Genomic DNA, 13,049 nt, shown 5'->3' with positions numbered 1-13,049 from the left:
GTCCGACGGCGGCTGCCGCCGCGGGCGCGGCCAGGCGTCGGGGTGCGGTGATGTCGCATGGGGAAGGCCCGCATCCGTTTCCGAATGCGGGCCTTCATCTGCGGTCCTGACGGGATTTGCTGTGTCCGACGGCGGCTGCCGCCGCGGGCGCGGCCAGGCGTCGGGGTGCGGTGATGTCGCATGGGGAAGGCCCGCATCCGTTTCCGAATGCGGGCCTTGACCTGCGGTCCTGACGGGATTTGCTGTGTCCGACGGCGGCTGCCGCCGCGGGCGCGGCCAGGCGTCGGGGTGCGGTGATGTCGCATGGGAAAGGCCCGCATCCGTTTCCGAATGCGGGCCTTCATCTGCGGTCCTGACGGGATTTGAACCCGCGGCCTCCACCTTGACAGGGTGGCGAGCACTCCAAACTGCTCCACAGGACCTGGAGCCCCTCCCAGACCCCAGAGGCTCTGGGGGAGTTTCGCAGCGCTGAACTCGCGTTGCGCTGCGAGAAGAAACTGTACAGGAGGCGGGCCGCCGGGTCGAACTCACTCAGTGTGCAGGTCCCGTCACGGCGCCGCCGCGTCGATCGCCTTCACGATCCGCTTGTCGGAGACGGGGTACGCCGTGCCCAGCGCGTGCGCGAAGTAACTGACCCGCAGCTCCTCGATCATCCAGCGGATGTCCCGCACCTGCTGCGGCACCGGGCGGCCCTGCGGCATCTGCTCCAGCAGCCACGCGTACTCGTCGCGCATCTCCAGGACCTTCTCCATGCGCGTGGTGTCCCGCTGGACGTTGGTCGGCATCTGCTGGAGCCGGCGGTCCGCGGCGACCAGATAGCGCATCAGGTCCGGCAGCCGCCGTATCCCCGCCTCCGTGACGAAGCCCGGCCTCACCAGTGCGTCCAACTGCTGCCGCACGTCCGTCAGGTTCGCCAGCAGCGCGGGGCTCCGTACGGCCTTCAGGCGGCGTTCACAGGCCTGCCAGGCGGCCAGCACCTGCTGCACCTGGCCCACGGTCCGTACGGTCAGGTCCACGATCTCGGACCGTACTTTGTCGTAGAGCTTGCGGTACGACTCCTCGTCCCAGGCGGGTCCGCCGAAGTCGGCGATCAGCCGGTCCGCCGCAGCCGTCGCGCAGTCGTCGAACAGGGCCTGGATGGAACCGTGCGGGTTGGCCGACAGGCCGATCTTCTGCTGGTTCGTCAGCTTTTCGGACGCGAACTTCGCCGGGTTCACCGGGATGTTGCGCAGGATCAGCCGGCGCGTGCCCTTCCACATGGCCTCGGCCTGCTCGGCCTCGGTGTCGAAGAGCCGTACCGAGACGGTGTTCGCCGCCGGTCCGTCGTCCACCAGCGCCGGGTACGCCTTCACGGGCTGGCCGGCCCTGCGGGTCTCGAAGACCCGGGTGAGCGAGCCGATCGTCCAGTCGGTCAGGCCGCCGCGCTCCAGCGACTCGCCGCCGGTGCGCTCGGCGGTCGCCGCGGCGGCCTGGGAGAGGGCCTTGCGCGCCTTCGGCTTCAGCCGCAGCTTCAGCGCGTCGAGGTCCTTGTCCTCGGCCAGCTTGCGGCGCCGCTCGTCGACGATCCGGAAGGTGATCTTCAGGTGGTCGGGGACCTTGGCCCAGTCGAAGTCCTCGGCCTCGAACGGCACGCCGACCATGCGCTTCAGCTCACGCGCCATCGTGACCGTCAGCGGCTCCTGGAGGGGCACGGCCCGCTCCAGGAACGCCTTCGCGTAGTTCGGCGCGGGGACGTAGTGGCGGCGGACCGGCTTGGGCAGCGAGCGGATCAGCTCGGTGACGACCTCCTCGCGCAGGCCCGGGATCTGCCAGTCGAAGCCCTCGTCGGTGACCTGGTTGAGGACCTGGAGCGGGACGTGGACGGTCACACCGTCGGCGTCGGCGCCCGGCTCGAACTGGTACGTCACCCGGAACTTCAGGTTCCGCTGCCGCCAGGAGTCCGGGTAGTCGTCCTTGGTGACCGCCTGGGCCGACTCCCGGACCAGCATCTCCCGCTCGAAGTCCAGGAAGTCGGGCTGCTCGTGCCGCTTGTGCTTCCACCAGGAGTCGAAGTGGGCGCCGGAGACGACGTGTTCGGGCACCCGCTGGTCGTAGAAGTCGAACAGCGTCTCGTCGTCCACGACGATGTCCCGGCGCCGGGCCCGGTGCTCCAGCTCCTCGACCTCGCTCAGCAGCCTGCGGTTGTCGGCGAAGAACTTGTGGTGCGTACGCCAGTCGCCCTCCACCAGGGCGTTGCGGATGAACAGCTCCCGGCTGGCCTCGGGGTCGATCCGGCCGTAGTTGACCTTCCGCTGCGCGACGATCGGCACGCCGTACAGCGTGACCTTCTCGTACGCCATCACCGCGGCCTGGTCCTTCTCCCAGTGCGGTTCGCTGTACGTCCGCTTCAGCAGGTGCCCGGCCAGCGGCTCGACCCACTCGGGTTCGATCTTGGCGTTGACCCGCGCCCACAGGCGGGACGTCTCGACGAGTTCGGCGGACATCACGAACCGGGGCGTCTTCTTGAACAGCGCCGAACCGGGGAAGATCGCGAACTTGGCGTTGCGGGCGCCCAGGTACTCGTTCTTGTTGCCGTCCTTCACGTCCTTCATGCCGACGTGCGAGAGCAGGCCGGCCAGCAGGGAGACGTGGACGCGGTCGCCCGGGGCGTCCTCGTCGGCGAGGTGGATGCCCATCTGCTTGGCGACCGTGCGCAGCTGGGAGTAGATGTCCTGCCATTCGCGGATGCGCAGGAAGTTCAGGTACTCCTGCTTGCACATCCGGCGGAAGGACGACGAGCCGCGCTCCTTCTGCTGCTCGCGCAGGTAGCGCCAGAGGTTGAGGAAGGCGAGGAAGTCGCTGGTCTCGTCGCGGAAGCGGGCGTGCTGCTGGTCGGCCTGGGCCTGCTTGTCGGCGGGGCGCTCACGCGGGTCCTGGATGGACAGCGCGGCGGCGATCACCATGACCTCGCGCGCGCAGCCGTTCTTGTCGGCCTCCAGGACCATCCGGGCCAGCCGGGGGTCCACGGGCAGCTGGGCGAGCTTGCGGCCCGTCGTCGTGAGCCGCTTGCGCGGGTCCTTCTGCTCCGGGTCGAGCGCGCCCAGCTCCTGGAGCAGCTGCACACCGTCGCGGATGTTGCGGTGGTCCGGCGGGTCGATGAAGGGGAACTTCTCGATGTCGCCGAGGCCGGCCGCGGTCATCTGGAGGATCACGGAGGCGAGGTTGGTGCGCAGGATCTCGGCGTCGGTGAACTCCGGCCGGGCGAGGAAGTCGTCCTCGCTGTAGAGCCGGACGCAGATGCCGTCCGACGTACGGCCGCAGCGGCCCTTGCGCTGGTTGGCGCTGGCCTGCGAGACCGGCTCGATGGGCAGCCGCTGCACCTTGGTGCGGTGGCTGTAGCGGGAGATCCGGGCGAAGCCGGGGTCGATGACGTACTTGATGCCGGGGACGGTCAGGGACGTCTCGGCGACGTTGGTCGCCAGCACGATCCGGCGGCCGGTGTGCGGCTGGAAGACGCGGTGCTGTTCGGCGTGGGAGAGCCGCGCGTACAGCGGCAGCACCTCGGTGGAGCGGTACTGCTTCTTGATCAGCGCGTCGGCGGTGTCGCGGATCTCCCGCTCACCGGAGAGGAAGACCAGGATGTCGCCCCGGCCCTCGCCCATCAGCTCCTCGACGGCATCGGTGATCGCGGTGATCTGGTCCCGGTCGGCGTCCTCGGAATCCTCTTCGAGCAGCGGCCGGTAACGCACCTCCACGGGATACGTACGGCCGCTGACCTCGACGATCGGCGCGTCGCCGAAGTGCCGGGAGAAACGCTCGGGGTCGATGGTCGCGGAGGTGATGACGACCTTCAGGTCCGGGCGCTTCGGCAGCAGCTGGGCCAGGTACCCGAGGAGGAAGTCGATGTTGAGGGACCGCTCGTGGGCCTCGTCGATGATGATCGTGTCGTAGGCGCGCAGCTCGCGGTCGGTCTGGATCTCGGCGAGCAGGATGCCGTCCGTCATGAGCTTCACGAAGGTGGCGTCCGGGGCCACCTGGTCGGTGAAGCGCACCTTCCAGCCGACGGCCTCGCCGAGCGGCGTGCCCAGCTCGTCGGCCACGCGCTCGGCGACGGTACGGGCCGCGATCCGGCGGGGCTGGGTGTGCCCGATCATGCCGCGCACGCCCCGGCCCAGTTCCATGCAGATCTTCGGGATCTGCGTGGTCTTGCCGGACCCGGTCTCACCGGCGACGATGACGACCTGGTGGTCGCGGATGGCCGCCGCGATCTCGTCCTTCTTCTGGCTGACCGGCAGCTGCTCGGGGTAGGTGACCGCGGGCACACGGGAGCGCCGGTCGGCCATGCGCCGCGCGGCCTTGTCGGCTTCGCCCTCGATCTCGGCGAGGACGGCGGCGCGCGCCTGCGGCTTGCGGATCCTGCGCGCGCCTTCGAGCCTGCGCCCGAGCCGGTGCGCGTCACGCAGCGACAGCTCGGTCAGGCGGGCGGCCAGAGTGTCCAGGGCGGGGGCGGGGTGCGTAGACATACGCGTCCCAGGATCTCACCTCGGGCAAATCTCGCGCGAATGATTTGCCCGGCCGCGGCCGGAGAGGTCGCCGTGCCCGCGGGTCGCCGTGCCCGCGGGTCAACGGGGCGGCGGGGCAGGGGGCAGCGGGTCACGGGGGAGGCGGGGAAGTCACAGCACGGTGCGCAGCACGTCCGCGACGGCCGGCTCGGTCCAGCGGCCCGTCGCGCCGGGGCAGGCGGCGATGTACGAGGCGACCGCGTCCGCGTCCCAGGCGCCGGCCGACAGCAGCCCGCCGGCGAGGAGGCGGACGTAGGCGGCGGACGGCGGGTTCCAGGGCACGTCGCCGACGGCCCAGGGGGCGGTGAACGTGAGGACGGGCAGGCCGTCCGCCTGGCCCGCGCAGACGAGGGTCTCGTAGCGGCCCCGGCCCAGCACGGCCCGGCCGTGGGTGAGCGCTCCCGTCAGGTCGAGGCGCGCGCCGGGCTCGCGGTACATCTCCTGGGCGGCGATGTCGGAGAACTGCTCGGCCGACAGGAGGTGCGCCCGGGCCAGGACCCGGCCTCCGGCCCGGGGGTCGTAGAAGGCCCGGCCGCCGCCCCACACCTGCGACTCGGTGGCGAAGTACAGGGTCCCGGTGAGTTCGACCGGGACCGATCGTGCGGGCATCCGGGGGTCGCGGCACCCCGGGGTGGCTCGGGCGGCTCCCGGGGGCTGCCCGCCGCGCAGGTAGAAACCGAGCCGGTCGAGGTCCATGTTCGAGCCGTAGGAGGTGTACCAGACCTGCTCGGGGGCGGGGTCGGTCGGCAGCGTCGGGTCGATGGGGTGCAGGGCTTTCACGCCGGTCGGCTCCTCGCGCACGAAAGAACCCCTCTCCGATGAGACTCGGAGAGGGGCCCGGTGCCCTGGTGGGGGCGGTTGTGGCTGGGGCCGGGGTCGAACCGGCGACCTATCGCTTTTCAGGCGATCGCTCGTACCAACTGAGCTACCCAGCCACGAGGTTTCACGTGAAACCTCAGCGGTCCTGACGGGATTTGAACCCGCGGCCTCCACCTTGACAGGGTGGCGAGCACTCCAAACTGCTCCACAGGACCTTGTGGCAGTGTGTGAACCGACCGGAGTCAGTCTTACACACCGTACTGCGTGCCCCCAACGGGATTCGAACCCGTGCTACCGCCTTGAAAGGGCGGCGTCCTAGGCCGCTAGACGATGAGGGCTATCGGCCCGCCTGGGCGCTTCTCAGCGCGTCGGGGACGTGAGAAGCATATGGGATGGCGAGGGGTATCGCCAAAACCGTTTATGCGCCGGAGGGGGAGGCGGCTGAGGACGGGGTCGAGGGGGAGCGGGAGGCGCCCGGGGACGGCGGTGACGGGGAGGGAGCGGCGCCCGGCCGGTTGTCCTCGGGGAGGTGGCGGCTGACCTCCGCCGTGGTCTGTCCGAGGCCGCCCAGCTTGATCGCGTCCCACGCCTGGAGACGGTGGCTGTCCCGGTCGACGTAGAGCACCGAGGCCTCGATGGGCGCCGGGTGCTCGTGTTCGACCGCGCGCAGCCCGCTGCCGCCGGTGGAGCCCTCCATGCGCAGCCGGGTGCCGTACTTGAGGATCTCCGTGCCCTCGTGGTGCAGGTGGCCGCACAGGACCAGCGGCACCGCGCCGTCGGTCTCCCGGGCCGCCACGGGTTCATGGGCGACGGCGATGTCCACGGGGGTGCCCCTGGACTGCTGGTCGCGCAGGGACGACGCCAGGCGGGCACCCGCCAGCTGTTCGGCCGCGTCGCCGCCGGGCACGGCCGAGCGGTCGGGGGTGAACTGCGGGTCGCCCACGCCGGCGAAGCGCAGGCCCGCCACCGTCTCGGCGCGTCCGTCGTCCAGGACGTGCACGTTCTTCATGCGTGCCAGATAGCGCTGGGTGGCCGGCGAGTCGTGGTTGCCGCGCACCCAGACGTAGGGCACGCCCAGGTCGCCCACCGGGTCCAGGAAGCCGTTCTCCGCCGCTGTGCCGTGGTCCATGGTGTCGCCGGAGTCGACGATCACGTCGGCCTTGTACTGCTGCACGAGCGAGGCGATGATCTTCCAGCTCGCCGGGTTCAGGTGGATGTCGGAGACGTGCAGGACGCGGATGGTCGTCGGGTCCGGCTGGTAGGCGGGGAGCGTGGAGGTGACGTCGTACAGCTTGGTCACGTTCGTCACCAGGCGCGCCAGCTCCTTCTGGTAGACGTCGAACTCGGTGACGATGCTGCGCGCGTTGCCCACGAGCGAGGGGGCCGAGGAGAGCAGTCCGGAGAACCTCGGCTCCAGCACCGACTTCGGGTTCCAGGTGGCGTAGGCCGTGGCCCCGGACGCGGCGAGCAGGGTCAGGGCCAGTCCGCCGGCCGCCAGGGCGCGGCGCGGACGGCGGTAGACGGCGAGTCCCAGCGCGGTGGCGCCGGTGACCACCGCGACGCACGACCGTACGGCCAGGTCCAGGGTGCCGTGTTCGACGTCGTGCACCACTTCGTCCTGGAGGCCGGAGAGCCGTTCGGGGTGGTCGACCAGGGCCTGGGCGCGTTCCGGGTCGAGCTGGTCGACGTTCACGTCCAGCCGCACCGGCGCGGCATGGCTGTCCAGGCTCAGGGCTCCCAGCGGCGAGACGTCGATCTTCGTGCCGCCGTTCAGGGAGGGGCGCAGCGCCATCGTCGTGTTCACGGGTCCGACCGGGACGCGGACGTTGCCGACGATCAGCAGGCCCAGCCAGGCGCCGGCGACCACCACGGTCACCATCCCCAGGGCGCGCAGCCAGGGGTGCGGCTCGGGGGTCAGGGTGAGGGAGCGCGCCCTCCGGCGGGCGCGGGGGGCGCGGGTGCGGGTGCTGTGGGTGCGGGCGGCGTTCCCGCGGCGCGGGAGCTTCAGGAGGTTCAGGTCGGCGAGGCGGACGCGAGCCATTGGGCGCGTATGCCCGCCCCCGGTGCCGGATATGCGCGTTCCGCGGGCGGGGCGGGCCCCGTCGTGGGGGTGGGGTAAGGGGTGGGCTGTGCCGGGGCGGCGGGGCGGCGGGGCGGCGGGGCAGGGCGCCGGACCGGACAGGGCGTCTGACGGGCAGGGCGCCGGTCGGACAGGGATGGGGCGTCTGACGACAGGGCGCCGGACGGACAGGGACGGGGCGTCTGACGGACGGGCTGCCGGACGGACGGGGCGTCCACCGGGCGGGGTGCCGGACAATGGGGCTGTGCTGGAGATGACGCGCGAGGAGTTCGAGGAACTGGTCGCCGAGGCCCTCGACCGGATCCCGCCGGAGCTGACGCGGCTGATGGACAACGTCGCGGTGTTCGTCGAGGACGAGCCGCCCGCCGACGATCCCGAGCTGCTCGGGCTGTACGAGGGCACCCCGCTGACCGAGCGCGGGGAGTGGTACGCGGGCGTGCTGCCCGACCGGATCACCGTCTACCGGGGGCCGACGCTGCGCATGTGCGCGAGCCGGGAGGACGTCGTCGCGGAGACCGAGGTGACGGTGGTGCACGAGATCGCCCACCACTTCGGGATCGACGACGCGCGGCTGCACTCCCTGGGCTACGGCTGAGGGCCACCCGGGAGACCGGCGTGTCCTCTTGCGGGCGCGGGGAGTTGGGCACGGCGACTTCTCCCTCCCGGAGGTGGCCCCCGTGCGCCCCTTGTACGTATCCGTCCGTCTCGCCGCCGCACTCGCCGCACTCGCCGCGACCGCCGGGTGCGTGAGTGTGGGGGAGGACTCCGGTGGCGGGGCCCGGCCGTCGCACTCCGCCGGGCGCGACGGCGGTGAGGTGCCCAACGGCGGCGCGGTGGTGTCCGGAGGCGTCGCGGCCAGGGCCGGTGCGGGCGGCGACGGCAAGCACGGGCACGGGAAGAAGGAGAAGGGCGACCGGAGCGGGACGCCGTCCGGGTCGGCCTCGCCGTCGGCGACCCCGAGCGCGTCGGCCCCGGCGCCGCCCGGGCCGGGCAGGCCGCGCCGGGCGGGCGAGCCGACGGCGACGGAGGTGGTGCCCGTGCCGCCGCAGTCGTCCGCTCCGCCGCAGGAACCGCCGCCCTCGCCGCCGCCCCCGCCGCCCTCGCCGGACCCGACGGTGGCCGAGCCGTCGTCGTCGGCGCACGAGGGCCCGGGGCCGCAACTGGAGCAGCGGGAGCCGGCGCCCGAACCGGGCGGGCTGCGCGGCCCCGGCCGGGCACGGACCTGACCCGCGCACGGACGCGGCGACGTACGGCCTGCTCTGTGACCTGGCCGTGCACGGCCAGGACTGCGGCCTGGACGCGCACGCCGTGACCTGCGCATACGGCCTCGGTTTGCCTTGAGGGGTGGGGAGTGCGTATGGTGGTAGATCGTTTGATCCCATTTGCCCGGCGCCCATACAGAGCGCGCCGTGTGGCGCGTACTCTCCCTTGCCGTGGCGGACCGCATCGAGGCGGTCGTGGTGCGAAACACGGAGTTGACGGGCGCGTGCCGAAGAGACTCCGGAAGGTTTCGCATTCGCATGTCCATTGCCAGTACTGATCACGTCGTCGTGCCCGAGAGCGCCGAGGACACCCCCGAGAACCCGCAGGTCCTGGACGGCCAGGAGACCCGGGAGGACGCCGGGGCGGCCGAGGACCGCACCGAGCAGGCCCCCGAGATCACCTTCGCCGACCTCGGCCTGCCCGAGGGCGTCGTGCGCAAGCTCGCGCAGAACGGCGTGACCACCCCCTTCCCGATCCAGGCCGCGACCATCCCGGACGCCCTGGCCGGCAAGGACATCCTCGGCCGTGGCCGCACCGGCTCCGGCAAGACCCTCTCCTTCGGTCTGCCGACCCTGGCCACCCTGGCCGGCGGCCGCACCCAGAAGCACAAGCCGCGCGCCGTCATCCTCACCCCGACCCGCGAGCTGGCGATGCAGGTCGCCGACGCGCTCCAGCCCTACGGCGACGTCGTCGGTCTGAAGATGAAGGTCGTCTGCGGCGGCACGTCCATGGGCAACCAGATCTACGCCCTGGAGAAGGGCGTCGACATCCTCGTCGCCACCCCGGGCCGTCTGCGCGACATCATCAACCGTGGCGCCTGCTCCCTGGAGGACGTGCGGATCGCGGTCCTCGACGAGGCCGACCAGATGTCCGACCTGGGCTTCCTCCCCGAGGTCACCGAGCTGCTGGACCAGGTCCCGGCGGGCGGTCAGCGGATGCTGTTCTCCGCGACGATGGAGAACGAGATCAAGACCCTCGTCGACCGCTACCTGACCGACCCGGTCCACCACGAGGTGGACGCGGCGCAGGGCGCGGTGACGACCATGTCGCACCACATCCTGGTCGTGAAGCCCAAGGACAAGGCGCCGGTCACCGCCGCGATCGCCTCCCGCAAGGGCCGCACCATCATCTTCGTGCGCACCCAGCTCGGCGCCGACCGCGTGGCCGAGCAGCTGCGCGACGCCGGTGCGAAGGCCGACGCCCTGCACGGCGGCATGACCCAGGGCGCCCGCACCCGCACCCTGGCCGACTTCAAGGACGGGTACGTCAACGTCCTGGTCGCCACCGACGTCGCCGCGCGCGGCATCCACGTCGACGGCATCGACCTCGTGCTGAACGTCGACCCGGCCGGGGACCACAAGGACTACCTGCACCGCGCCGGCCGCACGGCCCGCGCGGGCCGCACGGGCACCGTGGTCTCCCTCTCCCTGCCGCACCAGCGGCGCCAGATCTTCCGCCTGATGGAGGACGCGGGCGTCGACGCCTCGCGCCACATCATCCAGGGCGGTGCGGCCTTCGACCCGGAGGTCGCCGAGATCACGGGCGCCCGTTCGATGACCGAGGTGCAGGCCGAGTCCGCGGGCAACGCCGCGCAGCAGGCCGAGCGCGAGGTCTCCCACCTCACCAAGCAGCTCGAGCGGGCGCAGCGGCGCGCGTCCGAGCTGCGCGACGAGGCCGACCGGCTGGTCGCCCGGGTCGCCCGCGAGCGCGGCGAGGACCCGGAGACGGCGGTGGCCGAGGCGCAGGCGGCGGCCGAGCGGCCCGCCGAGGTGTCGGTGCCGGAGCAGCCCGCGGCGCAGGATGTCGACCGCGCGGAGCGGGGCGAGCGTGAGGAGCGTACGGCGGCTCCGTCGTCGTACGACCGCCGTGAGCGGCGCGACGAGCGGGGTGACCGGGGCGAGCGCGGTTTCCGCCGTGACGACCGCGGTGAGCGTTCCTTCGACCGCGACCGTGACCGGGACCGTGGTGGCCGTTCGTTCGAGCGGCGCGACGACCGGGGCGGCTTCCGCCGCGACGACCGCGACCGTTCCTTCGACCGGGGCGACCGGAGCGAGCGCGGTGACCGCGGTGACCGTGGTGACCGCGGTGGCTTCCGCCGGGACGACCGCGGCGGCCGTTCCTTCGACCGTGACCGGGGCGACCGCGGTTTCCGCCGTGACGACCGCGGCGAGCGTTCCTTCGACCGCGACCGCGACCGTGACCGGGACCGTGGTGGCCGTTCGTTCGAGCGGCGCGACGACCGGGGCGGCTTCCGCCGCGACGACCGCGACCGCGACCGTGCTCCCCGCTCCTTCGACCGCCGTGACGACCGTCGTGACGACCGCGGTGGCTTCCGCCGTGACGAGCGTCCGGCGCGGCGCGACGAGCGCGGCGGGCACCGCGGCAGCGACCGTCCGTTCAACCGTGACCGCCAGGGCGACCGTCCCGGCTTCCGTACCGGTGGCCACGAGCGTCCCTACGGCCGCCGTGACGACCACCGCGGTGGCGGCTCCTTCGGACGCCGCGAGGACAAGCCGCGCTGGAAGCGCAACGGCTGACGGCACAACGGCTGATCGCAACGGCTGACAGCGCGACGACTGACAGCCTGTGAGCTGACCCGAGAGGGCCCGTACGACACCGGTCGTACGGGCCCTTTCGGCTCGCTGGGTGATGCATGTCACACCCCCCGGGTGGGAATTGCTGGGGGCATGACAGATGACGACGCCAGAGCGTCAGAGCCGGCGCCAGGGGCCGACGGTCCCTCGGACGAGGAGCGGCTGGCCCAGCTCGGCTACACGCAGGTCCTCGCCCGCCGCATGTCGGCGTTCGCCAACTACGCGGTCTCCTTCACGATCATCTCCGTCCTGTCCGGCTGCCTGACGCTGTACCTCTTCGGGATGAACACCGGCGGCCCCGCCGTGATCACCTGGGGCTGGGTGGGCGTGGGCCTGATGACCCTGTTCGTCGGCCTGTCGATGGCCGAGATCTGCTCGGCGTACCCGACCTCCGCCGGCCTGTACTTCTGGGCCCACCGCCTGGCGCCGCCGCGCTCGGCCGCCGCCTGGGCCTGGTTCACGGGCTGGTTCAACGTGCTGGGCCAGGTGGCGGTGACAGCCGGCATCGACTTCGGCGCCGCGTCCTTTTTGGGCGCCTATCTGAACCTCCAGTTCGGCTTCGGGGTCACCCCCGGCCGGACCGTCCTCCTCTTCACGGCGATCCTGCTCCTGCACGGCCTGCTGAACACCTTCGGCGTGCGCATCGTCGCCTTCCTCAACAGCGTCAGCGTGTGGTGGCACGTGCTCGGCGTCGCCGTGATCGTCGCCGCGCTGGCCTTCGTGCCGGACCACCACCGCTCGACGTCCTTCGTCTTCACCCACTACGTGAACAACACGGGCTGGGGCAGCGGCGTGTACGTCGTCCTGCTCGGTCTGCTGATGGCCCAGTACACCTTCACGGGCTACGACGCCTCCGCCCACATGACGGAGGAGACCCGCGACGCGTCCACGGCCGGCCCGAAGGGCATCGTCCGCTCCATCTGGACCTCCTGGATAGCGGGCTTCGTCCTGCTGCTCGGCTTCACCTACGCCATCCAGGACTACGGCCGCGAGCTGAACTCCCCGACCGGCGCCCCGCCCGCCCAGATCCTCCTGGACGCCCTCGGCGCGAGCGCGGGCAAACTGCTGCTGCTCGTGGTGATCGGCGCGCAACTCTTCTGCGGGATGGCCTCGGTGACGGCCAACAGCCGCATGATCTACGCCTTCTCCCGCGACGGCGCGCTGCCCTTCTCCCGCCTGTGGCACACGGTCGGCCCGCGCACCCGCACCCCCGTGGCAGCCGTGTGGCTGGCCGCGCTCGGCGCCCTGGTCCTCGGCCTGCCCTACCTGATCAACGAGACCGCGTACGCCGCCGTGACGTCGATCGCGGTGATCGGCCTCTACATCGCCTACGTCATCCCCACGCTGCTGCGGGTGCGCAAGGGCGACGCCTTCGAGCGGGGCCCCTGGCACCTGGGGCGCTGGTCGCGGCCGATCGGGATCGTGGCGGTGCTCTGGGTCGGCGTCATCACGGTCCTCTTCATGCTCCCCCAGGTCTCCCCGGTCACCTGGCAGACCTTCAACTACGCCCCGGTCGCCGTCCTGGTCGTCCTCGGCTCCGCCGCGCTCTGGTGGCTCGTCTCGGCCCGCCACTGGTTCCTCGACCCGTCCCACGGCCACCACCGCGGCCACCAGGACACCGGCACCCCCGCCACCCCGGCACCACCCGCGCGCCGGCCGTGAGACGCCGTACGGTCCCGGCCCGGCCGCCACCGGCGCCCGTACGGCGCAGTCCGGGCCTCGCCGACCGATACCCGATCAAAGACGCGGCCT

The 13,049-nt window shown here is 71.9% G+C and carries 7 protein-coding genes and 4 tRNA genes; 4 read left to right on the top strand and 7 right to left on the bottom strand.

The genetic code is table 11. The annotated features are described in order from the left end of the window. Positions 1 to 347: 347 nt before the first annotated feature. The 7 genes from AB0G56_RS34545 to AB0G56_RS34515 all read right to left on the bottom strand — a co-directional run bounded on the left by AB0G56_RS34545 (position 348) and on the right by AB0G56_RS34515 (position 7,401). Positions 348 to 422 (bottom strand) — tRNA-Asp (locus AB0G56_RS34545). Positions 423 to 548: 126 nt separating this feature from the next. After that, positions 549 to 4,502, bottom strand: coding sequence for an ATP-dependent RNA helicase HrpA (gene hrpA, locus AB0G56_RS34540; protein WP_360977664.1), 3,954 nt, complete (start codon positions 4,500 to 4,502; stop codon positions 549 to 551). 150 nt (positions 4,503 to 4,652) lie between these two features. After that, positions 4,653 to 5,321: a histone deacetylase gene (locus tag AB0G56_RS34535; protein ID WP_360977661.1), complete on the bottom strand. Its 669-nt coding sequence runs from the start codon at positions 5,319 to 5,321 to the stop codon at positions 4,653 to 4,655. An 81-nt stretch (positions 5,322 to 5,402) separates the two neighbouring features. Beyond that, positions 5,403 to 5,476 (bottom strand) — tRNA-Phe (locus AB0G56_RS34530). 24 nt (positions 5,477 to 5,500) lie between these two features. Continuing rightward, a tRNA-Asp gene (locus tag AB0G56_RS34525) sits at positions 5,501 to 5,575 on the bottom strand. Between the two features lie 50 nt (positions 5,576 to 5,625). Beyond that, a tRNA-Glu gene (locus AB0G56_RS34520) sits at positions 5,626 to 5,698 on the bottom strand. A gap of 80 nt (positions 5,699 to 5,778) precedes the next feature. Then, positions 5,779 to 7,401, bottom strand: a complete 1,623-nt coding sequence (locus AB0G56_RS34515; RefSeq protein ID WP_360977658.1) for a metallophosphoesterase — start codon at positions 7,399 to 7,401, stop codon at positions 5,779 to 5,781. A 283-nt stretch (positions 7,402 to 7,684) separates the two neighbouring features. On the opposite strand from AB0G56_RS34515, the gene AB0G56_RS34510 reads away from it, so the two are divergent. The 4 genes from AB0G56_RS34510 (at position 7,685) to AB0G56_RS34495 (ending at position 12,959) form a co-directional block, all read left to right on the top strand. After that, entirely contained in the window at positions 7,685 to 8,035 is a 351-nt protein-coding gene (locus AB0G56_RS34510; protein ID WP_360977655.1) for a metallopeptidase family protein, read from the top strand. An 82-nt stretch (positions 8,036 to 8,117) separates the two neighbouring features. Beyond that, a complete protein-coding gene (locus AB0G56_RS34505; RefSeq protein ID WP_360977652.1) occupies positions 8,118 to 8,666 on the top strand; it encodes a hypothetical protein in 549 nt (182 codons plus the stop codon). A 294-nt stretch (positions 8,667 to 8,960) separates the two neighbouring features. Further along, positions 8,961 to 11,240: a DEAD/DEAH box helicase gene (locus tag AB0G56_RS34500; RefSeq protein ID WP_360977649.1), complete on the top strand. Its 2,280-nt coding sequence runs from the start codon at positions 8,961 to 8,963 to the stop codon at positions 11,238 to 11,240. A gap of 150 nt (positions 11,241 to 11,390) precedes the next feature. Next, entirely contained in the window at positions 11,391 to 12,959 is a 1,569-nt protein-coding gene (locus AB0G56_RS34495; RefSeq protein ID WP_360977646.1) for an amino acid permease, read from the top strand. The last annotated feature ends 90 nt before the right edge of the window (positions 12,960 to 13,049 follow it).

The organism is Streptomyces sp. NPDC021356 (assembly GCF_040641015.1).
Classification (GTDB): Bacteria; Actinomycetota; Actinomycetes; order Streptomycetales; family Streptomycetaceae; genus Streptomyces.
The sequence above is the reverse complement of the archived record's forward strand: the minus strand, read 5'-3'. Positions and strand labels throughout refer to the sequence as shown.